The organism is Lacrimispora sinapis (assembly GCF_043633585.1).
Taxonomy (GTDB): Bacteria; Bacillota; Clostridia; order Lachnospirales; family Lachnospiraceae; genus Lacrimispora; species Lacrimispora sinapis.
This window is the reverse complement of sequence record NZ_CP141832.1, coordinates 1,299,359-1,321,771: the sequence shown is the minus strand read 5'-3', so window position 1 is coordinate 1,321,771 and position 22,413 is coordinate 1,299,359. Positions and strand designations below refer to the sequence as shown.

13 protein-coding genes are annotated in these 22,413 nt (G+C 46.6%); 3 read left to right on the top strand and 10 right to left on the bottom strand.

All coding sequences use genetic code 11. From position 1 onward, the window contains the following. Window positions 1-11: 11 nt before the first annotated feature. The 4 genes from VIG27_RS06000 to VIG27_RS05985 form a co-directional block, all read right to left on the bottom strand. Complete coding sequence (locus VIG27_RS06000; protein WP_394526040.1) at window positions 12-1,403, bottom strand: ABC transporter substrate-binding protein; 1,392 nt, start codon at window positions 1,401-1,403, stop codon at window positions 12-14. A 328-nt stretch (window positions 1,404-1,731) separates the two neighbouring features. Further along, complete coding sequence (locus tag VIG27_RS05995) at window positions 1,732-2,739, bottom strand: LacI family DNA-binding transcriptional regulator (RefSeq protein WP_394526038.1); 1,008 nt, start codon at window positions 2,737-2,739, stop codon at window positions 1,732-1,734. Beyond that, the gene (locus VIG27_RS05990; protein ID WP_394526036.1) at window positions 2,723-3,754 is read right to left on the bottom strand and encodes a LacI family DNA-binding transcriptional regulator; all 1,032 of its coding nucleotides are present in this window, start codon (window positions 3,752-3,754) and stop codon (window positions 2,723-2,725) included. Before VIG27_RS05990 ends, VIG27_RS05995 begins: the two co-directional genes overlap by 17 nt. A gap of 116 nt (window positions 3,755-3,870) precedes the next feature. After that, a complete protein-coding gene (locus VIG27_RS05985; RefSeq protein ID WP_394526034.1) occupies window positions 3,871-5,466 on the bottom strand; it encodes an N-acetylmuramoyl-L-alanine amidase family protein in 1,596 nt (531 codons plus the stop codon). 299 nt (window positions 5,467-5,765) lie between these two features. Between VIG27_RS05985 and VIG27_RS05980 the strand changes: the two genes are divergently transcribed. Further along, the gene (locus tag VIG27_RS05980) at window positions 5,766-9,470 is read left to right on the top strand and encodes a hypothetical protein (RefSeq protein ID WP_394526031.1); all 3,705 of its coding nucleotides are present in this window, start codon (window positions 5,766-5,768) and stop codon (window positions 9,468-9,470) included. Window positions 9,471-9,530: 60 nt separating this feature from the next. On the opposite strand, the gene VIG27_RS05975 is transcribed toward VIG27_RS05980, so the two are convergent. Continuing rightward, complete coding sequence (locus tag VIG27_RS05975; RefSeq protein ID WP_394526029.1) at window positions 9,531-12,959, bottom strand: hypothetical protein; 3,429 nt, start codon at window positions 12,957-12,959, stop codon at window positions 9,531-9,533. Between the two features lie 89 nt (window positions 12,960-13,048). Here VIG27_RS05975 and VIG27_RS05970 point away from each other — a divergent pair, with 89 nt between their 5' ends. Next, window positions 13,049-15,358, top strand: a complete 2,310-nt coding sequence (locus tag VIG27_RS05970; RefSeq protein WP_394526027.1) for a helix-turn-helix domain-containing protein — start codon at window positions 13,049-13,051, stop codon at window positions 15,356-15,358. On the opposite strand, the gene VIG27_RS05965 is transcribed toward VIG27_RS05970, so the two are convergent. Together VIG27_RS05965 and VIG27_RS05960 are read right to left on the bottom strand one after the other, a co-directional pair. Then, entirely contained in the window at window positions 15,332-16,219 is an 888-nt protein-coding gene (locus tag VIG27_RS05965; protein ID WP_394526025.1) for a carbohydrate ABC transporter permease, read from the bottom strand. The genes VIG27_RS05970 and VIG27_RS05965 overlap by 27 nt on opposite strands. Window positions 16,220-16,236: 17 nt before the next feature. Further along, on the bottom strand, window positions 16,237-17,157 hold the full coding sequence (locus tag VIG27_RS05960) for an ABC transporter permease (protein WP_394526023.1): 921 nt from the start codon (window positions 17,155-17,157) through the stop codon (window positions 16,237-16,239). Window positions 17,158-17,417: 260 nt separating this feature from the next. Between VIG27_RS05960 and VIG27_RS05955 the strand changes: the two genes are divergently transcribed. Then, a complete protein-coding gene (locus VIG27_RS05955) occupies window positions 17,418-18,074 on the top strand; it encodes a YesL family protein (protein ID WP_394526021.1) in 657 nt (218 codons plus the stop codon). 101 nt (window positions 18,075-18,175) lie between these two features. Here the strand turns inward: VIG27_RS05955 and VIG27_RS05950 are convergent, their stop codons facing one another. The 3 genes from VIG27_RS05950 to VIG27_RS05940 form a co-directional block, all read right to left on the bottom strand. Beyond that, window positions 18,176-19,798, bottom strand: a complete 1,623-nt coding sequence (locus VIG27_RS05950) for an extracellular solute-binding protein (protein ID WP_394526018.1) — start codon at window positions 19,796-19,798, stop codon at window positions 18,176-18,178. 213 nt (window positions 19,799-20,011) lie between these two features. Continuing rightward, window positions 20,012-22,090 carry a TIM-barrel domain-containing protein gene (locus VIG27_RS05945; RefSeq protein ID WP_394526014.1) on the bottom strand — a complete coding sequence of 693 codons (2,079 nt, stop codon included), beginning with the start codon at window positions 22,088-22,090 and terminating at the stop codon, window positions 20,012-20,014. Then, window positions 22,087-22,275, bottom strand: a complete 189-nt coding sequence (locus VIG27_RS05940) for a hypothetical protein (protein ID WP_394526012.1) — start codon at window positions 22,273-22,275, stop codon at window positions 22,087-22,089. The genes VIG27_RS05945 and VIG27_RS05940 overlap by 4 nt, the downstream gene beginning before the upstream one ends. Between the last annotated feature and the right edge of the window lie 138 nt (window positions 22,276-22,413).

The following is a 22,413-nucleotide window of genomic DNA, read 5'->3' as shown; positions in this document are numbered from 1 at the left end:
CCCGGCCATACCTAATGGGTGATACCAAACTTCTCCTGTGCTTTTGTCCACTTTTCGTTCCACTCTGCCGCTAACTCCTCCATCGTAGGCGTCTTATCAATGGCCGCTTCCACAACGCTCTTTGCCATATCACCGGAAACATTGATCCCCAGCTCGGATTCATTGTTTACATCATTGTTGAGTGTTTCTTCCCCTTTGGGAGTCGGGACTGCATACAAAAGCTCCACATCATTGAAAGAAGAAAGGAAATCCGGCAGCTTTGCATTGACAGAAATGGGCAAACCACCTTCGTCCTTTTCAAATCCGGACTTTTCCACCAGCCATTTTACATATACCATTGCCGCTATCTGCTGATCTGCGGAACGGTTGCAGTTAATGCCGTAATTATAATCCGGTGCTACACTGGTGTACTGTTTTCCATTTACCGTGATAGGAAATGGCATATATGCCACATCATCTCCATGGGGGCCTGCTTGCTTCATCTGGATAATAGACCAGGAGCCAAGAGCCATGCAGGCGATTTCACCGTTATTCAAACGCGCCTTGCTGCCCTCCCAATCCGTGGTGGTGGGATCGTCCTCGGTCAGCCCCTGCTCCACAGCCCGGTAAAGTGTATCGTATACCGCATAAGGTCCTGTCTGATCGCCTCTGTCCGCAAACGGATCTTTCCCTTTTACCCGTCCTTCATGGGCAAAATCCGCCTGGCCTGTGGCACATGCGTCAATATACGCATCCCAGGCCGTCATGGTCCATCCGGCTGCAAAATTGGTATACAGAGGAATCGCATCGGTATTGTCCTTTACCTTCTGAAGAGCCGCAAGAAATTCATCCGGAGTCTTAGGCACTTCCGTCACTCCTGCCTCTTTGAATATTCTTTTGTTATAGACAATTCCCTGGATATTTCCCATGGAGGGAATTCCATATACCTTACCGTCGTAGCTGTAATCCTGAAGCATGGTATATTCTTTGGATAGCGTGTCATAGTCCCCCATGGAAGTGAAGTAATTCTGAAGCTCATCCTTATCCACGGTTGACGGTATCATGCAGATATCTCCCCAGTCTCCGGTGGTCAGCCTGGTGGTAATATCATCTGCATAATTGGTAATTCCTTCATATTCAATATGGATGTCAGGATAGATCTTGTTGAACTCTTTTATGTACTCTGCAAACGTGGTATCAACAACATCCGTCTTATGGGTCAGAAATTTTAAGTCGGCTTTTAAATCCTTGTAATCCTCTCCCAGTTTGATCTGCTCAAAGGTAATTCCGGGGCTCACTTTCTCGGCTGTCTTTGCTTTGCCCCCAGATCCGTCAGTTTCTCCACTCCCACATGCTGTAACGGAAAGCATCATTGCTCCGGCCAATGTAAGGGCAGTGATTTTCTTGATTTTTTTTGATTTCATAGCCTTCTCCTTTACTTCATTTTAATTAACTTTTAAGTATATTTAATCTTATCATATTTGTATTTTAATCTCAAGCGCAAAGTTTGTTTTAATGTATTTTTGACGTTTTTACGTTTTTACCACGCTTTATTTGTGCATTTTGTATATAACTCATTCCTGTGAAGTCATACCATTATTTTTATCTATATTTGTTTAATTAATTTATAAATTAATTTAAGTTAAGTTAATTTCCATCATTCACACTATGCTATATTCATGATAAATATGCTTCCCCGAATTTTACTGCACAAAAAAAGGCAGCGCTTTTGCTGCCTTTCTATTGCTTCAATTACCGTTCTATCGTTTTCACACTGTTACGTTCTATTATAAAACTATCCAGATACCTTACTCCGCAATAGCTCCGGTCCCCTCTGATTTTTTTCAGCAGAATCTTCACCGCTTCCTGCGCCATGGCCTTCATGTCCACATGATACGTAGTAAGCTCCTTTGCAAAGGGATGCCCATAGAGATAATCATCATATCCTACCACCGAAACATCCTCCGGTACCCGGTAACCGGCGGCGGTCAGTTCATCATACACCAACCCCGCCACCAGGTCATTGCAGCAGACAAAGGCCGTTGGCATTCTCTCCGGAAGCATAAAACGGACCTCTTTCTTCACCAGCCTGGGATCATCAATGACCCAATCCGGATTTAAGGGAATCTCCTGCTCCTCCAATCCCTTCCGGTAACCAAAATACCGGTTACACAAGTTCTCGTCGGTAGCAATCTCTCCCACATAGGCAATCTGTCTATGTCCGTGGTTCCATAAATAACGGGTCATCTTATACATGCCGATGTAATTATTTGACATCACCGCATCGCAGGTCAGCTCATCCGAAAAAAAGTCCATCAGCACAACCGGAACCGTTCCGGGATCAATGATTCTTTTGAGGTAGGTTTCATCCATTTTCCCGATGACAATCAGTCCGTCAATGCTTTCTTCCTTCAGCATCTTAGGCAGTTCCTTCTGCTGTTCCTCTTCTGTCCCGATAATCTCCAGCATGGTTAAGTTCTGCTTTCTTGCCGCTTCAAATGCGGTCTGCTGGTACATGGCCCAGTAAAAGGAACCGCCCACATCAATATACCGGTGGGCCACGATCACACCGATGGTAAACGCGGAGCCAAGGGGTTTCACACGCTTCACTTTACCGTAACCAAGGGTTTGAGCCTTTGCAATAATCCGGTCTCTCATTTCATCGCTCACGCCTTTTTTACCGGAAAGGGCGTTGGACACCGTTACTACACTGATTCCCAGTGCAGCCGCTATATCCTTCAGCTTAACAGCCCCTGCCATGATGATCCCTCCTGTCCGCAACCGAATTTCCTTCCCGCAGGCTTCCCTCAATGATGCGGATTCCTTTGGGTTGGCCATTTTTATGAATCCTTTTTAATAAAGTAGAAACACTGATCTCTGCCATGACTCTTTCATCATTTTCATACGTCATCAATTCCAGCCCTTCTACCTGACCTTTATGGATACGGTCATAAGCAGCAACCGATACCTCCTCCGGCACCGCGATTTTTTGCTCTCTGAGCTTTCTTATAAGGAGTTCCGCACTTTTTTCACAATTGCAGACAAAGGCAGAGGGGAGGACCTGGGGCAAGGTCCATTCAAACGCAGATGCATCCCCCTCTTTTTTACGGTCTTTAAGGGGCGGAAGCTCCGGAATATGATTCAGTAAAAGAGCCTTGCAGTAGCCCATATACCGATCCATAATGCTGCCGGTGGCTCCCGGGGTCCCAACAAACATGATCTGCCGGTGGCCATAATCAATGAGCCGCTGTGTAACTGCCTGCATTCCCCGGAAACCGTTTGTGATGATAAAATCAAGCTCCTGATCCCCATTGTAAAAATCCACGCATACCATGGGCTGCAGGGAATTTGTCTTAACTGCCTCCAGAAATTTAGGATTTACTTCGCCCACCATAAGGATTCCATCAATGGAGGTTCCGGAAAATACCGCGGGCGGCTCCTCCAACCGTTCCCTGCCTTCGTCCACTACCTCAAGGATGGTAAGTGCTCCCTGCCTTGCCGCCTCCTGAGAGATCCGCTTATAAATGTCCATATAAAAGGAATGGGCTTCCTTTACATAACGTTCCGCTATCACGATCCCGATCCGCTTTGATTCCCCGGAGGGCTCCTCCGCTTTCTTTTGATATTCCATCTCTTTTGCAAGAGCCAGAATCTGGCTGCGCACCTCTTCGCTTGCGCCCTTTTTCCCCAGGAGTACATTCGATACCGTTACTGTGCTGACCCCTGCACGGTCTGCAATCATCTTTAACGTTACTTTCTTCTTGGTTTTTGGCATACTTATGTCTCACTTTAACTTAAATTTAATTAAATCTAATTAATTTTATCATTAAAACGGACACAGGTCAACACTTCTAAGAGACAGAAAACGGTCGGAGTTCTTTTGAAATAATCCTATACAAGCTCCGGCTCATCAAAGTCCAGAGTCTCATCTGCATCTTCTGCCTGAAGGGGAACATCCTCCTGCGTTCCATCCTCCACGCGGTAAATAATAAAGCCAGACTTCCGGCTTCCTCTTTTGCTTTTTACTTTGTATTTGCTGCCATCGTCAAGCTTTTTCGTCACCCCGCCGGTTTTTACTTTTCCATCCCGGTCCACAAGAAACATTCCGGTTCCGGAATCTCCTGCAAGCTCCGGAATATAGACCACTTTATAATCCAGATCATCACCGGCGGTAACCGCAAGTCCCTTATAATAAAGGACCCCGTTGTATATGCCGGTAACTCCCTGTCCTTCACTGTAGCCATCACCAAATTTTTTTGCAAAAAGGTACTGGTACTCCGTTCCATCCTCTTCTTTTTTTACTTTTCCGGTGGTTCTGGATGTGGCCGTACCAAAATAATAATAGCCCTCCTTCAGTGGATACGTCCCATCTGTGTTGTAGATATAAATCAGTCCGTCAACAATTTGTCCGTTGGAATCAAAAATATAATACTTCCCATTAACCTTTTTTAATATGACATGCAAAAGATCTCCGCCGCCCCCCTTTAATCCGTATTCCCCCACGGTCTTAACCTTACGGGCTGTTGTCATACGGCTTGCCTCCGAGGGAGACGCTTCAGAGGGAGAAGCCTTTGATGCCGAGTACAATTTCCCCTTTGTGTCAAAATAATACCATTTTTCGCCTTCATCCGGATCTCCTTCTTTACCGGGTGGTACAATCTTCAGCCATATGTTTTTCTGAACCACACCGACTCCCTTTTCCCCGCAGTAGTAATACCGGCTGAAATCCTGATTATAATGGTCAAGCAATTCTTTCTGTGTCGTATCATCGACCTGAACATAGGCATTGGTTTCAACTGTCTTATAGGCCCAGCCCTCAATCATTCTGCCCTGTTCATCAAAACAGAAATCATAATCACCGATTTTTGTTTTGGTATTTCTCCGTAATTTTCCGTTTCCTTCAAAATTGTACCAGTACTCTTCTCCCGTATTTTCTTCATCTGCGGGCGGTGCCAGCTGATGCCAGCCGCTTACCCTTACTCCATCCTCCTGGCAGTAATAAGTATCACCGCCGCTGATCTCCTCTGTCAGTTCTTCCGCTTGCCCATCCCGGTAAGTGATCCAGCCGGTAAGCATCTTTCCCTCCTCATCAAAAAAGTATTTTTTATCACCGATTTCCTGTTTGCCTGTCACCATTTTCCCGTTGCCGTCAAAATAGTACCAATGCTGGCTGTCGTCTCCGGATTCCTCCCAGCTGTCTGTAAAGACCCATTGATTCTTGACTCTTAAGCCCTGTACATCCACATAATATTTTTTTTCTCCGTCATCGACCCAGGTATCCGTAGACAGTCTTCCCGTCTGATCCAGATAATAGAAGCCCTTCTCTCCTTTCTTCCATACGTCTGCCGCATATTGTCCATCCTCTTCGTAATACCAGCCGTCCTCCTTCTCCGTCCAGCCGCTTGCCTTTGCCACTATGCCGGTATCAAACACCATGATTGTGCTCACCAAAGCAATTGTTGTGATACTGATCCATGTTCTTTTCAATTTGATTTCCCCCATATCATAATATTGACATTTACAAATTGATTCCTTGGTTGCTTTCCCCCTGTCTCCACCTCCTTTTTAAGCCCTCTCCGTTCTGGCAGCTCAATTATATTACATGCTGTCTGTCCGGCAAAAGTCAGTAATTTTAACGGTGGAATACTTCAGCAGAATTTATATCAGTATAAAATTTGATCACGCTTACTATCTTAACTTTTTGTAATTGTATCCATATAAGTTTTTATGTTTTAATGAAATTATGTCATATGTTACAATAAAACATTTAGGAGGGTGTGAAAAATATGCAAAAACACAAGGGGTACTTACGATGTACGGCTGCACTTCTTTCCGCAGTCTTGATTTGCACTACAGCGGCAGGCTCTGCATACGGCCAGATTTCAACGGAAACAGGAATGCTGCCGGTCAAAGCAGAGGAACCGGTGCCGCTCAACGATCTGCTTCTATTCGGCAACAAAGCCTCCGAGCAGGAACACGCTTTCACCCAAACCGGGTCCATAGCCGCAACAGACACGACCCGGTCCAAGCAGACCATGACAGAAGATGGCCTGTATCAGGGAGGCGGGCTGGGGGACGGACTCACCTACCGGCAGCTCTTAATCCCTTCTTCTGCCGACGCTCCTGCCAGATTAAACTTCACCTTAAAAGCCGATCCGGCAGCACAGAATTATATTACCGTCCGTTTTTCAGGTTCTCAGTACGACAGGGGAAACCTAATGCTCTACGGACCAGACGGCGATACCTCCATACTCAATCCCAGGGCCGGACTGGAATACAGCGAGCTGGACAATGGGTTTTATCCCTATGGACCGGTATTTGAAGGACGTTACTATTATTCTACCTATAAGATCCCACAGGGAATGGTAAAAGCGGACGGAACGCTGACGCTCTCGATCATGCAGTGCGGAAAATTTAGTGCGTACGGAACCGGAACGTATGAGCCGGTAAAACAAAACAGCCGCTTTCTGTACTCCATCGCCTCCCATACGGACCCTTATTATACGCCTCAGGATGGATTTAGGGGAAGCGCTCCTGTGGGAGAACCGGCCGGAGAACAGGGTATCTCCGCCTATGATTATCTTCGGGGAGAAGTACATGACATGACGAAACAAATTCTATCCTGGCAGCTTTATGGGGAGGACTGGGAAAAGAAAAAAACAAAAGAGAATGCCTTTATGGAGGGGGCGATCATCAGAAATCTTCCCGTAAAAGATGCAAACTTAACCGGAACCAGTGATGAAGTAGCCCGCCGGTATACCCTTGAGGCAATCAACCACCAGAACTGGTCTACCATGTCCAATCTTCTCATGCTGGCAAACTCCTATATGTTTGATTTCTCAGGAGAATATTATCAGAGTGATGAGATCCTTGACCGCTACATCGCACTGTTGGATTTTTATCAGAAAGCCCAGGATCAAAACGGAGGCTGGTGCATCAGCACCAAAGGGCAGAACCAAGGTGCATGGATCGGTGCTTCCTTAAACGGGGACGGAACCAGAGGAACCGGAGAAGACTGGCCCCTTCTCTCTCTGGGAGTGGATGCCATGATGCAGTCTTTTATCCAATTGAACGATTATATCATGAACAGCGGCAGCCAGGATATGATCCAGCGATACCAGGAACTCTTAAATGAAAAAGTTGATGAATCCCTCACCGGGACGGCCCGCCGGACCAGACGGGAAACCTATATTGATATGTTCGGCCGGCTGCGGGAGCGTCTGGCCAATCCCCATCAGGGAACAAAGGGTGATTTTTACTCTCCCGAAAGCAGAGCCGGCACAGCCAATCAGGATTTCGGGTTCGCACACAGTGCCAATAAGATCATAGAGCTTCTTGAGAAACATTCCGGCGGACAGTCGAACACCCAATTCCATGCAAAAGACCCGCAGCAGTATCTGGATATGGTAAGCTATAAATACGGAGAAATGGCAGACGGGCAAAAATGGTTTTCAACCGATAACCGGCTGGGGCTGGAGGGCGGTGCCAGCCATGGAGGCTGGGCCGGCGATTACGGCACACTGCTTATTGATGTAACAAATAAGTATGCGGAAAATGCAAGATATTTTGATAAGAAGACCCAGAAGATTTTCAACGATACAGCCTATAAAACCTTTGAAAGTGCAAAGTATTTTTATTATCCCGGCGTGGATAAAGATGGCCATCAGGTGCTTTTGAGTGAAGTTTACGCCTCCAGCCGCAACAACGGATACGGTCAGAAAATCGTATATCCCATTGCAGGGTATACGGCGCTGGAATTGGGATCAGAGGGTGCATTCCGCTTCCTCTCCAAATACATTGCTGATAACCGGGGGTATACGGATACGCTAAGGGAAGATTTTGAAACCAAATCTCCCCACATTTATACAAGAATGATTGAAACACAGGACATTTTAAAATATTATAAGACCGTTGAAGAAAAGGTGAAAAAAGAAGGAAAAAATCCGCTTCTTCCCATGGAAGACGGACATAAAGATTTTGTGTACTATGATATGGACGGACAGGTAATCGTATTTAAGAATAAAGGAGACAAAGGATATATCACCTTCAATTACCGGAGGGATGACTGGAAGTATAACGACAATACCAGAATCCACTTTATCCAGGATGACATGGACCGGATCGCAGATGTAAGAGGAATCCACCAGGGAGATACCTTTGTTTGGAATGACAAAAACCATTTTACCCAAAAAGGAAATCCAATCAAGCATACCCGGTTTGACGCAATGAGCGAGACCCGGTATGGGAAATACATTTTTGCAATAAACCAGTCTAAGAAGGATACGGAAATCGGACAGCCCGGCCACACCTACTTTTTGAAGGAAACGGTCGGTGTCACCAAAGCAAAGGACCTTGTATCCGGACAAATCTATGAGAATCCGGAAGGAATAAAAGTAAAGGTCGGGCCTTCCCAGGCTGTGGTGTTGGAAATTATGGAATCGGTACCGGTCAGACATGCCGGAGCCATCTATGTGGAGGGGAATCAAGTACTTGACTCCGATGTATGCTCTGCACTTCCCGGAACGTCCATGACGTTTAAAGCCAAAACCATTGACGGCTATAAACTGGTCAGCAGCCAGGAACAACCGATTACGGTAGGTTCTAACGACAAAGACAACATTGCAGTATTCCAATACGAAAAGAACGAAGCGCCCAGATTCACCTCCGGGCCAAGACAGGTGGAGGAAGCCCCGTGGCAGGTAATGAATTACGGCAGCGCAAAAGGAGACATTACAACCGATGAAAACGGAAATATAACTTCCATATCCTCACAGGGAACCACCGGAAAAGGGAACCTTGAAAAGACAATTGCCTATAAGGAACTGACCGGAGATTTTGAGATACACGTGAGACTGGATCATTTTGACCGGACCGCCACGGATTCCGACTATTTCGGTATATTTTTTACCGATCATTTAAAACTGGAACAGGCAAATTTTGCAGAAGAGCGGCATTTTTCTAATAACAACAACATATTGCTGGTGTCCCATAAATCCGATCAGGAAAGCAATGTTACCGGTTATTGGTCCGGCGATATGAATAACAAATCCGTTCCTATCCACTTTATCGTAAAGCGCACCGGTAATACCATAGAATACTGGTACAGCCTGGATGATGGAAAAACTTATCTCCAGACCTCCAAACCGAAGATAACCTTTGATATGGGAGACGTTATTTATGCCGGTGTATCCATGACCGCCGCAGAAAGTAAAAACACAGCTTACATCAGCCAGTTGGAAATGAAAGGGGAAAAGGTGGGGCGGACAATAGAAACCGGCACTACTGTTTCTATTAATTTTAACGCTTCTGACCCGGAAAATGACACCTTAACCTATACCTTTTCTAAGCTGCCTGAAGGCGCCTCTATCAAAGACAATGTTATCACCTTCACACCAAAGAAGCCGGGGGAATATCTATTTGAAGCTGCAGTAAATGACAGCTACCACAAAAACCCTGTAACGAAAACCATTAAAATCAACGTCGGTTCCTGACAGCAAAAGGGAGAATGCGATCTGCATTCTCCCTTTTGCTGTCAGGCTTTCTTTCATATTTTAATTGTGTTCTCCCCGCAGAAAACAGCCGTCCTTCCATTCCTCGATCCATACCCGGATCTCTCCGTCCCCGCTGTCCATGCCCTCTGTCCGTATGAGAATCCTTCTTCCATCCGCCAAGTCCACGGCAACTGTCTTTTCGTCTTCTGCTGTCACTTTTTTTATGACGTATTCCCTTTCGGTGGTTTCCAGCACCGTAATCCAGGCGGCCTCTATTCCCTTCTGGGAAAACGCCGCTGTACGCCTGCGTCCGCTTTCGTCTCCCACCGGATAGTCTCCTCCGATCTCAGAACGGAACCGGACGGCATGGAGCCCTTCCAAATCCACGGTGATTCTTCCCTCCTTCTTTAGATCCACCGGTTCCGCAGGTACTGCCTGCTTTTGCTCCTTTGCCTGGATTTTTACCGGGCCTCCGCCATAGTCAATCCCGATTCCATTACCAGGATCAATATTTTCGGTCTCATAAGGCAGCTCCGATAAATAAATCCAGGTTCCGTCCTCCGTTAGAATTGCAGGATCTCCCCAGAATATGCTCTTTTCCATGTCTGCAAAATGATGTTCTTCAAACTCCACCTGATTTACTCTGGTGGTAAGAACGAGCTTACCTTTCCCGGAAATATCTGCGTCCACCGTCTCTCTTCCAAGGATCCATGCGCCGAACCGCCCGTTTGCAAGTTCTTTGCCGTCTGCCTCCACCGAGTAGAAAAGCTGTTTGTTTACTCCCTGGTATTCCGGGTCACAGCCAATGGCCAGAACCCCTTTTGCCGGATAAGCCCCATAGAGCCTGGTGTGCATGATCCCCGGCTCATTATAGCCGGTCCTGTTTCTGCACAGCCACTTATTTCCGTTGTTTTCCGTTTCCGTGTACTCCACGGTAAAATCAAGAACTGCCCCCTGCTCCATCTCATACCACTGGCAGTCTGTTATAAACTGGGCGCTTCCTAACATATCGGTATCAAGCTGTTCAGCCCACCGCTGCACAACCATAGGACGCTCCTTTAAGTCCATAACCTTACGAAGTCCCTGCAGATGGTAAAGACAGGCAAAATCGTGTTCCGCTTCTCCCTTTGCATAGTCGAAATTTACCACAAACTCATCGGTCACAACCGTCAGCCGCCTGGTTAAAACCGGCTCCGTAAAGCCGCTTCTAACCGAATATTCCGGTTCCGGCTCCGGAGTGGGTAAGTATCTGCCCTCATTCCAGGAGCGTTCCTTTAAGGTCCGGTCCCCATTTACCTGCCAGCCGCCGTAAGGGGGATGGCTCCATGGGCCTTTGCTTTGGACCGCTGCCGCCTGCATCATGGTTCCGGAGTAGAAAAGAAGACGTTTGGGAGGGACTGCCTCCTGCATCTTGTAATCCACAACCACCATGTTATGATTTAAAGAGGTTTGTGTATAAAATTTGTACATCATGGTGTGATAGCTGTACCAGATATTTTCCGGCCCGGTCAGTGATCGTCCAAAACGGCTGAGTCCGGTCATGCTCACCCGGTCATAATGGCCATGGGCACCGCCATGGGACCCGTATTTCAACACCACCTGAAGCTGTTCCCTGTCCGGTACGCCCTCTTTTCTGGAACGAAGCACACATGCACCGGAGCTGTCTGCAAAATCGCTGACCGGAGGTTTTCTCTCCTCCTTTGGAAGCTCACCCACTCCAAAGAGCAAGTCTCTGTCCTCCTCCTTTGACAGCCGCAAAAGGGCAGCATACTCTTTCTTTCCATAGAGGGCATAGGCTAAGTCATACCGGGAATCCATCAGCTGACGGGAAGTTCCCTGCACATGCATTTCCGAGGAGTCATTCAGCCCAAAGATCACCCCCCGGTAATCATAGAAATTCACCAGACTATCCCACAACATGGAGATGTTCCGGTAGGTTTTATCGTTTCCGCCCCAGCTCTCGGCAATCAGACCATCCTTTAATAGTTTTACGCTGTCCACCCGTTTGCTGTAACTGGCCGGAACCGTAAGGAAACGCAGGTCCATGCCAAAATGCAGCATTACATGGGCGATTTCAGAAAATATCCCCGCCGCAAGAAGATTATATCCGATGGAAGCCTCATACCACCAGCCATCGCTCATCACCCCTCTGGACAGGATATCCGTCATGCCCCCCGTACCATAAAGAAACCTTTGGATCATGGCCATATCCTGAAGCACGCACGCCCCATAAAGCGCCCCTTCAATTTCCGCAAGCGCCCAGTTGGATACATTTCCCTCTCTGGCAACCTGGTCGATATACCCCATGAATTTTTTTAAAACTGCCTCCATGTTTGAGTGGTCCTCTTTTGTCAGTTCTTCACAGTCATAGAGAAGGTCATAGGCAAAAGCCACGCTTTTAAAGAACTCTCCCTCATGGACCAGCTCCTGATTGCATGCCCTGGGATTTACAAGGTATCCCCGTTTCGGATCGGATAGCTCCTTTAAAAACAGGAGGGCCTTTTGTTTGAACGCTTCTCCCGCTCCCAGCCGGTACAATATGGCGCACTTTCTGGCGTGATGGCCGTCATCGGTCCAGAATAAATAATCGGTTTCTCCTGTGATGCGGGGAGCCTCCCAGGCGGCTTCTTCCTTCACACAGCCTTCATAATTTTTTCGTGCCCACTCATAATTTTTGATCTTTTCTTTCACAGCCGCCAGCTCCGTCTCCGTCAGCAGCACAAAGGGATGAGCCAGCCTTGCCGAGGTATAGAGGGTAAGTTCCACCGCCGATCCTGCGTCACCGTCTGGAATGGCCTGGATCAACTGTTTTTCATAGCCGCCCTCCACAATGCGCTCAGAAACAGGCACTTCAATGGAGAATGTTTTTTCCTCCAGCCCCTCCAGTTCTATTTCTTCAGGCATATGCACCTGCTCCGTGGCTTCATTCCCGTATTTTTTCCAGGACAGATTCACGCTTTGAGGAGCATCTGTGCAGTTTTTTAAGGTCATCCGGTAGACGGCTGTGCTTCCTTTGTCCCCTGCCTTGCCATACCGGTCCGGGGAAAGAGTAATTGCCTTTCCCTCCTTGAGCCTGGCCGTTAAAAGAGTAAAGGGTTTCTCTCCTTTCACAGCCACTCTCCTGACGAATGTTAAGTAATTGGAGGAGGATGAGCAGTTGTCAAACGCTTTTGCCGGAAGCTCCAGATCATAGGTCCCTGTTTTGGACACGCCTGCCCTGGCGGTGTAGGTTTCAAACTCTTCTGGCTTCCCATCCCGGAATAAGGCGATGTCAACGGTCACCTGGTAGGTATTCTTCTCTTCGCATTGAAGCTTGAAATCAAAAAACGGATACCGGGTCAAATCATAAGCCCTGGAATTTTTCAAAAACATTCCATCCTGATAAAAATAAGAATCCTCCTTTGTGCTGTCGGGATATTGATGCACATAAGCGGCAGTTCCCAGCTTCTGCCATTCTTTCAGTTCCACTATTCCATCTGTTTTCTTCATATTTTCTCCTGTTCTATCTCTTAATAAATCTTGAAAATTAAGCAGTTATCGTCTAAAATATTAATAATTAAAAAAAGGAGCTCATGTCTATGAATCGCTTTTATAACACATTCCGCACATTAAAAAGCAGCCGTTTTTTCCGTAAAGTCCTGTTTTCCTTTATCTTTACCTTCAGCATCATTTTTTTCATTTTCTTTGCTATCATCATCGGGGGCCTGAACCAAAGCTATAAAAAGGACAAGATCAAAACCAATGATTTATCTGTCTCTCACTTTGAACAGACCACCAACAATATATTAAAGGATATTTATGGCCATACGGTCACACTCTTCACCAGAGACCACACCCTCTTAAACCTGATCTATGGAAACGAATGGGATACAGGCATGCAGCTGGAGGCCATAAACACCGTCAATGCCATACAGTACAGTTCGGATTCCATCCATTCCGTGAACCTCATCAATTTTCGTCTGAAAAAAGTCATGACGAATTACCAGTTCTGCAGCTTTGATGACTTTTATGACCAGGAACTGCTGAGCCTGTTGGAAAAAACTGCCCCCTCGCCCTCTCCTGTCTTTTTTATGCCAAGGAAGGTAAACCGGTATGCTCCCTATGCAACCCGCCAGCCTGACGATGTCTGGTCCCTGATCTATCACAGCAGCAAATCCGGTGCCATGGTCATCAACATCGACAGCAAGGCCTTTTCCGGTTTCTTAAACACCGGTGATTCAAATAAAAGCCGCTTCTATCTCTTAAACAGTCAAAATAAAATCCTCCTTTCTGACGGTATGGATAACTTCGGTCTTTCCTTTACCGGGAAAGCCCTTTTAGACAAAATCAAAGCCCTTCCTCAGACAAACGGCCACTTAACGGCTCGTTTGGAAGGTGAAAAATACACGGTCAGCTATGCCAAGGACTCCTCCTTTGGTCTTGTTTTCTTAAAGCTGGAGCCATACACGATTTTTGACGCCGCCAACGGGCTGCTCGGCTTTTCCCTTGGTATCTCTGTTTTCTATCTCCTCCTCTGCCTGTTTCTGGCCTTTGTAATGAGCGGGATTTTATATAAACCAGTGGACCTTCTGAAGTCTTCGGTGCTCTCAGCACTTCCTGAGCTTCCAGAAGAAATCAGCGATGACGACTTTACCATGCTTTCGGGCGCCTACCATACCATCTCCATGAGGAACCGCCGTCTGGAAAAATTTAAGGATGCGTATCTGTCCCGCTCCCAGGAGCAGGAACTGATGAAGTTTCTTCAGGGAAGCTCCGCAGCCGTGACCCCTGCCTCTTATACTGACATTTCCATGCTGTTTGATCAGAACCACTTTATGGTTGTGCTCATGGAGCTGGATACCCAGAAAGAGGATGGACCGGATTCCCTGACCGGACGGCCGGGGGATGTGGGACTTGTGATGTTTTCCATCTCAAACATTGCAGATGAAGTGTTTACCTCCCTCTGTCCCTACAAAAGGATTGAATCCAACTACTCCCGGCTGGTCTATATCCTGAATTTTGACGGAGAGCTTCCGGAAATTCCAAAGGCATTGGAACAGATCCACAGCCTTGTCAATGAATATTTTAAAGTAAGCTTTTCCATCGGAACCAGCTCCACCGTCTGTGAACTTGACGACCTGCCTGCTGCAAAAGCGGAAGCGGAAAATTCTTTGAACAGACGTTTTGTCAATGGGTACAACTCCATTCATTGCTTCCGTCATGAGGACACTCCGCCGGAAAACAGCCAAAGCTATCCCTTTGAAACAGAAAAAGAACTGCTTGCCGCTTTAAAAGGGCTGAATCATCAGAAGGTTATGGAGGCCTTAGACTGCTTTTTCCAGAAGATCGCCTCCTATCCATATTCCCAGATCCGTCTTTATCTCATGTGGCTGAACTACAATCTTCAGCGGTTTGAGTACATAAACAATCTGGAAACCACACCGGTAGACTTAGAAACAGCCCACACCCTTTCGGAAATCCGCACCATGCTGGAGCACCGCTGTACCGCCGCCATTCAGTTTCTGGAGAATAAAAAGGTGACCAACAGCGACAGAGCGGAACTGATCACCAGGCTGTCCTCTCTGATTGATGAAAACCTCTGCAATCCCAATTTATCCGTGGTCTATCTGGCAGACGAGGTACATCTGTCCGTCAATTATTTAAGAAGCATTTACAAAGAGCAGACCGGGGACTCCCTCTCCGACTTTATTACCAGAAGGAAGATGGAGCTGATCAGCGATCTGCTGCTTCATACCAACATGACGATCCAGGATATCAGCGACAAGCTTGGATTCACTACAAAAAACTATTTCTTTACGTTCTTCAAAAAGCACACCGGCATGACACCGGGCCAGTACCGCAGTCTTCACAAAAATACCGATTCACCCCTTGACGGAGCCGACCGTTAGTCCCTGTACGAAATACTTCTGCAATAACGGGTAGAGGAAGATCACAGGCCCGATGGTGACCACCACAGCCGCCATTCGGAATCCATAGGTGGGCAGCGTTTCCTGAGACAGCAGCGCTCCCGCCGGCAGGGTGCTGGCGTAATTTACCTTTCTAAGGATGGACATGATTAAATACTGGAGCGTGTAGAGCTTCTCTTCCGAGATATAAAGAAGCACCTTGTACCACTCGTTCCAATAAGAGAGTGCATAGAACAGACCGATGGTAGCAATTCCCGGCGTGGAAACGGGAAGTACAATCCGAAACAGGATGGTGATGTCATTGGCTCCGTCGATCTTTGCCGATTCCGCCAGAGATGCCGGAACGCCGTTGAAGAAGTTACGCATCAGAAGACAGTTATAGGCATTGACTAAATTTGGCAGAATCAGAACCCAAATACTGTTTTTTAAATGCAGAACTTTCGTGATCATTAAGTAATTTGCCACCAGGCCGCCGTTAAACAGCATGGTGAAATAGATAAACATGGCCAGTCCTCCACGAATTGCCAGGTTCTTTATGCTCATGGCATAAGACACACTGCACGTAAATATCATGGAAAGCGCAGTTCCCACCACAGTGGTAAAAATGGTCACTTTGTAGGCAGATAAGATATCCGAAGCCTGAGCCACCATCCTATAGGATGCAGTGGAAAATTTCTTAGGAATGATGTTATAGCCCTCCTTCACCAGAGTGACCTCATCCGTAAATGAGGAACCCAGCACCACAAGAAACGGTATAAGACAAAATACAGAAAACAATGTAATAAATATATAAAAACCCGAATTTAAGGCGGCGTCCCCCTTGGATTGCCTGACTTTTCCCATAATCGCTTACTCCTTTCTTAAAACAATGCAGATTCCGGATCTGCCTTTTTCGTAATATAGTTTGTAATCATGACCATAATAAAGCCCATAATGGACTGATACAATCCAACAGCAGAGGACATTCCCATGTTATTTGCCTCTACCAGCTGCCGGTATACATAGGTATCAATAACATCCGTGGTCGGATAAAGAACAGAATTATTTCCCACCAGAGTATAAATCATGCCGAAATCACCGTTAAATATCTTTCCTACACTCATGATGAACAGCAGAATAGCCGTTGTCTTCAGGAGCGGAAGTGTCAAGTAACGGATTCTCTGAAACCTGGAGGCCCCATCCACTCTTGCTGCCTCGTACATCTCCTGATCAAGCCCGGTAATGGCTGCCAGATAGACGATGGAACCGTAGCCAGCCCCCTGCCAGACCCTAAGAAGGGTGAGCAGAAACGGCCAAACCTTGGGACTTTGGTAAAACGGAATCACGTCAAGCCCAAGGGAGAGGAGCAGCTTATTGACAATTCCCCCGTCGGTCTTTATAAACGCTTCCATCAAAAGTGCTACCACCGTCCAGGAAATAAAATGGGGCAGAAGGATCACGGACTGGGACACCTTCTTAAACCACCTGTTTGACACCTCGGAAATTGCCAGGGCAATGAGGATCGAGCTTACCATCGTTGCGATGATAAAAAGAGCATTTAAAAACAGGGTGTTAAATGTAACCTGGAAAAAGGACTGGGACCCAAAGAAAAATTTGAAATTTTTCAGTCCTACGAATTCACTTCCCCAAATTCCTCTTGCAGGACTATATTTCTGGAATGCTACCACAAGCCCGCATAAGGGTGCGTAGGCAAAGATGCAGAACCAGATGACAGCCGGCACACAGAGGAATACAAGAAATTTGTTGCGTTTCATGTCAAAACGTAAGTTTTTAAACATCATTTCATCTCCATTTCTTCATTTTTATATTGCCGGCAACTCAGTCCGGAGAACATGCAAACCGGCTAATCACAGAGTATCAATTCCGCCGTCCAAATAAAATCCAAAATGTTAAAGAACCGTTCATTCGTTATGAATGGAAGTAAAAGCCTGCAATCTGTTTTTTAACGATAGGGCTATGAATGTTAATGAACCGCTTGTTTCCGTCGTTGCTGCATAATATAATAAAACCCTGAAATACCAACTCGAAAGGAGGTTATTTATTGAACAGCCACTCTATTTTTTCATACAACAATCCGCTGACCCAGTTTCTCGTAAAGCTCTTAAAGCTGCTGTGGCTCAACATTCTCTGGCTGGTGACAAGCCTTCCCCTGGTAACTGCGGGGGCTTCCACCTGCGCCCTCTACTATACCACCATGCGTCTTGCCAGAGAGGAAGAGGGATACTTAACCAGAGACTTTTTTTCTTCCTTTAAATGCAGCTTTAAAAAAGCCACCTTCTTCTTCTTTTTTATTGTGGGAGTAACGGCGGTCTGCGCTGTGGACTTTTTCTATCTGGGAAACAGCCAGAATCTGCTGCTCAGGCTTTTGGCCTTTTTTATTGCAGGGGTTTTGCTGGCTTTTTCCTTTGCCGCCGTCTATTTATTGCCCCTGACGGCACAGTTTGAAAACTCGGTTCCCGGAACCTTCCAGGCAGCTCTTGGCCTTGTCAACAAAAACCCCCACTGGTCCTTCTGCCTGGTGATTTTAAATCTTCTTCTGCCGCTGGTCATATTGTTCCGCTTTTTGCCCCTGATCATCTTCGGCCCGGCTCTCCCTGTATTTTTCCAGGCTTATCTGTTAAACCGGATCTTTAAAAAGTATGTGCCCGGCGGAACATTTCTTCCAGGCAGTCCCATAAAACGCGAAGGAAAATCATGAGCGGTTACTTTGAAGAAGAACTGCCCGTCATACAACAACAGCAACGCGTCTGTTTCTCGTATGGCGGGCAGTTCCCTTTTTTTGTCTTTCTTTTTCTTGTCTTACTGTTTTGCTTTTTCGCTTAAAAACTCATTGATCTGAGTTTCCAGGGCTTTAAAGATTTCTTCACCGCCGTTTTTCATGGCTTCATCGGTGTTACTCTTCAGCATTTCCTTTGCTGAGGCGTATTCCTTTGTCCCGTCATTTAATATACCATGGAGCTTGATGGTGGTGATACGGTCTGTTATAGTCTTTACCTGTGCGACCGTTGTAGACAGCTCCACATCTGAGGTGTTGAAGTTAAAGCCGCTTACAGGTGCCGCCTGGAAACTGGATTCCTTTAACTCCCATACCCTGTATTTTAAAGCGTCCTTTGGCAGAGTATCCGAAAATCTAACATAATTCGGGTTCCAGGTAAAGGCATATCCATGGAAATTGTCGGGATAGGTGGAAATCGACTGATACTGGTCTTCTCCAACCGGCTTCCAGTCAGTTCCTTCTATTCCCAGTTCAAACAAATCGTGATTTGCGGCATCTCCAAACATCCAGTCAAGGAATTTCATGGTCTTGTCAATCTTTTTGGAGCTTGCCGGTATACTAAGCCCGTTGTTGGCTGTAAATGTGGTGGTAATTGCACCATCCTGCATATTGCGTACCCGGTCTACATAAACGAAAAATCCGTACTCTGCCTCCGGAGAATACTGCTTTAAGTTGGTCACGATCTTGGTGGTATCATCAAGGGTTCCTATTTCTGAAGCTGCATCCCCTGCATAAAACGGAGTGTCCGCCTCCTTGATTGTCATGGAATCAGCGCTGATGTATCCGGCTTTCTGCCATTTTGCAAATTCATCATACCGTTTTGCACCGAAATCATAATTAAATGGTTCTGGGAAGTTCTTAAACGCCTCATCTCCCGCGCCTTCCGCAGCCATTGCCTGCACCTTATTGTCTTTAATGTATACATAAATTGTTAAATTTGCGGCTTTAAACATCTGAATGCCTGCCTTTGTCATATCCTGTTCGTTAGACAGCAGCTCATAAAAGCCTCTGGAATCCATAACGGAAAGCGGCAGGATCTTGTTTTCCTTTGCTTTCTCCCAATAAGCGGTCAAATCCTCCATGCTTTCTATTTGTCCGTCTGTTCCGATTCCCCATTTCTTCGCCCAGTCCTTCCGATAATGAACCACCGGGATTCCCGTACCGTAAGTACGCATCAGAGGGATGTAACACTGGGAACCATACCATTTATTATTTTCCATTACCTGTTTGGAAAACGCCTTTTTCAGTCCCGGATATTCATCATTGTTAAAATAAGAGGACAAGTCCGCATAGTAATGATCTGCCGCCAAATCCCTTAAATGACACCAGGGTGCATCAAATACCAGATCGTAGTCATCGCCTCCCATCATAATCAAATTCAGTTTTTCCTTATAGTCCGCCGGTTCCACCCAGGTAATATTCAATTCGACCCCCAGAGTGTCCTTTGTCTCCTCCAAGTATTTGGCATATATTTCATCCCAGCCTTTTTCCTTGGCACCGTTAAACAATATGTTGATCGTATTGTCTCCGCCCGACGCACTTTTTTCCCCATTGCCATCTCCGCTTCCAGTACAGCCCGCGGTCATGGCAGAAACCATTGCTGCAGTCAGAAAAACCGCTGCCGCTTTCAATGTCCGCTTTTTCATTAAGCCAAACTCCTTCCCATTCTCTTCTCATTTTTTTCCAAGGTTCTTTCTTGGAGACTGCCTGCGTCCCCGCACCAGCCCCTGGTTTCATTTAAACAAAATATTCTGGAAAAAACAATTTCAAAAAATGAAGAAACCGACGGCTCTTCACTTTTTATACCCCTTCCATAAACGAAGGCCGCCGGATAATTCTACAGCCCGGCGGCCTTCCAGCTATGAGCAGATATTCAAAAACCGGTATTGGCTGCTTTCCTTATGACCAGGAACCGTAAGATTCCCTTCCCGGTCACGCCGTACCACCACACGGCCGATTCCCTGTTTCTCGTATTGGAAAGAAGTAAAATCATCCTCGTATAAGGTAAACTCCGCTTCTCCCTCTCCATAAGACCGTATCTCCATCTCAAACACCGGTTTTTCTCCCACAAAGAGAACCGGCTTTGCCAGCACCACCAGACTGTTGTCTCTCACAAAAACCGGAATCTCATCCGCTTCTGCCGTTACCTTCATCCACTGGCCGCCTTCGTAAACCCTATCCCGAAAGAAATCGTGCCACCTTCCGGCTGGAAGATAGACCATCCTCTCATTTCCATCCTCCAACGTCAGAGGGCAAACCAGTAAGTCTTTTCCGAAGAAATACTGGTCATCAATATTTCGGGCCTCTATGTCCTCCGGCACATCAATGGCCATGGCCCTGACCGGCGGAATCCCCTTCTCATGATATTCCACAAACGCGCTGTAGAGATAAGGAAGCAAGGACATACGCAGTTCAAACAGTCTTCTGCACGCATCTGTGTAATATTCCCTGTCCTCCATCAGCTCGTTGTCTAAATTCTTTTCAATATTCACCTGCTTCCATGGCGGATTGGGAATCCGCCAGCAGTTTAACAGTGCCTGGGGAGAAAAGACGATGGTCTCCACCCTTCTAAGCAGATCCGTTCCGTTTGCACAGTCTCTCACCTCTGGTGCCCATAATAAACCGGAAAAGGAAGAAGTCACCATTCCCCGGATAAACTCCTTATGGCCGTATAAGTCCGAGTACAGGACAAATGGAAGGGGGGCCGCTAACGCTCCGGAGGAGCGTACCTGAGACAGGGTCCGTACATCCTGGTTTTTGAAGGATTGAAAAATCAGGTTTTGATACAGCATCCCCACGGCACTGTGCATCTGCTCTCCGTCCATGCCGGAAGGAAATACGGTGGAATCGGGAAAAGACCAGTTGGAGGGATTAAAATCAGAATTATCACACTCATCCAGCTTAAATCCAGTGATTCCCTTCTTAATAAACTGTTCCTCATGCCACTCTCCGAACACGTTTTTTGCCTTCTCCGTGGCAAAATCCGGCACCAGGCCGTTCCATACCTCGTAATCCCCGCTGTTTGGAAGCAAATCCTCATAAAAGGGAGCCGCCGGATAAACAAAAATATGTTCCCAAAGATTGATATGATACCCTTCATCCTTCAGTTCCTCTGTCATCCTTTGGTGGTTGGGGAACAAATAGCTCCATTCATACGTGCAGGAATAGGAATGGGAATGCCAGCCCGGCTCTAAACCGATCACGTCAACCGGCAGCCTGTCCTCCCGGAATTCATCCGCCAGCCGCTTTACATGGTTTTCATCGCTTCCGCCATAGACCCGGTACCACATGCCAAGTCCCCACATCGGCGGCAGGCATCCGCCTCCTGAAAACAGATTATACCGTCTGACGACTTCCTTTACATTGCCAGCAAACAGATACAGCTCGATCCCCTCAGCCGCCGGGATCTCAATAATCACCTTCCGTTCCTCTTTTGCACGCTTGAATGCGTACAGTGCAGATTCACTGAATTCCTTATGAGGCATATTGACCTCTTTTTTCCCGGAAGATATGCCCCGTTCCGTATTCGTACCCATATAAAAGGAAGTATAACGGTAGGTATCCACAAACAGCCCGTATCCAGCCGTAGAAATATAAAAGGGAACCGGTGCATGGCTCTCTCCCGTATCCATCTTAGGATCGGAATTCACCTTAATATACCGCCTCCGTCCAGCCGCATTCAGACTCAAAAGCTGGAGGCCAAATCCAAAGATATCCTCATCGGTTTTCATGGGAAGGGTGACCGTAATTCCTCTTGCAGACTTGGCAAAGGAGATATCGTTCTCCGAAAGCGGCAGGACTGCCGGCTCCTTGCCCTCCTCTCTTCCCATACGTTCCAGTTCCTCTTCGGCAATCTTATGCTCTCTCATGGAAACCGGAGTAAACTGCTCCGGAGTCTCATATGTGATCTTCCATATTCCTTCCGCTACTTTTTTCATTCTACCACACTCCTCATCTCCTGTTTTATTACTTTACAATGTTCTATGATATATGGCTCTCTATCAGCCAATATCACTCTTCCGCCGCCATCCCGGTGGCATCTGTCAGTAGCCTCCTGAATGGGTTTTGTGTCCTCCGTTTTTCCGTCTGCCACAGCACCATATTTATTTACATAAAAATCCATGCACCTTCCTCCAGCTTCTGAATATTTTTATTTCTTCCATTAAAAAATACCAGAGGTATACAGGAAAAGAAACTGCATTATTTAATTATAAAGTATATTTTTTAACAAATTGCACAGCTACTGGTCCTGATTCTGCCT

Bases quoted from the DNA above. Each gene is read 5' to 3' on its own strand.
- VIG27_RS06000 (WP_394526040.1), bottom strand. From the start codon at position 1,403: ATGAAATCAAAAAAAATCAAGAAAATCACTGCCCTTACATTGGCCGGA.
- VIG27_RS05995 (WP_394526038.1), bottom strand. From the start codon at position 2,739: ATGGCAGGGGCTGTTAAGCTGAAGGATATAGCGGCTGCACTGGGAATC.
- VIG27_RS05990 (WP_394526036.1), bottom strand. From the start codon at position 3,754: ATGCCAAAAACCAAGAAGAAAGTAACGTTAAAGATGATTGCAGACCGT.
- VIG27_RS05980 (WP_394526031.1), top strand. From the start codon at position 5,766: ATGCAAAAACACAAGGGGTACTTACGATGTACGGCTGCACTTCTTTCC.
- VIG27_RS05975 (WP_394526029.1), bottom strand. From the start codon at position 12,959: ATGAAGAAAACAGATGGAATAGTGGAACTGAAAGAATGGCAGAAGCTG.
- VIG27_RS05970 (WP_394526027.1), top strand. From the start codon at position 13,049: ATGAATCGCTTTTATAACACATTCCGCACATTAAAAAGCAGCCGTTTT.
- VIG27_RS05965 (WP_394526025.1), bottom strand. From the start codon at position 16,219: ATGGGAAAAGTCAGGCAATCCAAGGGGGACGCCGCCTTAAATTCGGGT.
- VIG27_RS05960 (WP_394526023.1), bottom strand. From the start codon at position 17,157: ATGATGTTTAAAAACTTACGTTTTGACATGAAACGCAACAAATTTCTT.
- VIG27_RS05950 (WP_394526018.1), bottom strand. From the start codon at position 19,798: ATGAAAAAGCGGACATTGAAAGCGGCAGCGGTTTTTCTGACTGCAGCA.
- VIG27_RS05945 (WP_394526014.1), bottom strand. From the start codon at position 22,090: ATGAAAAAAGTAGCGGAAGGAATATGGAAGATCACATATGAGACTCCG.
- VIG27_RS05940 (WP_394526012.1), bottom strand. From the start codon at position 22,275: ATGGATTTTTATGTAAATAAATATGGTGCTGTGGCAGACGGAAAAACG.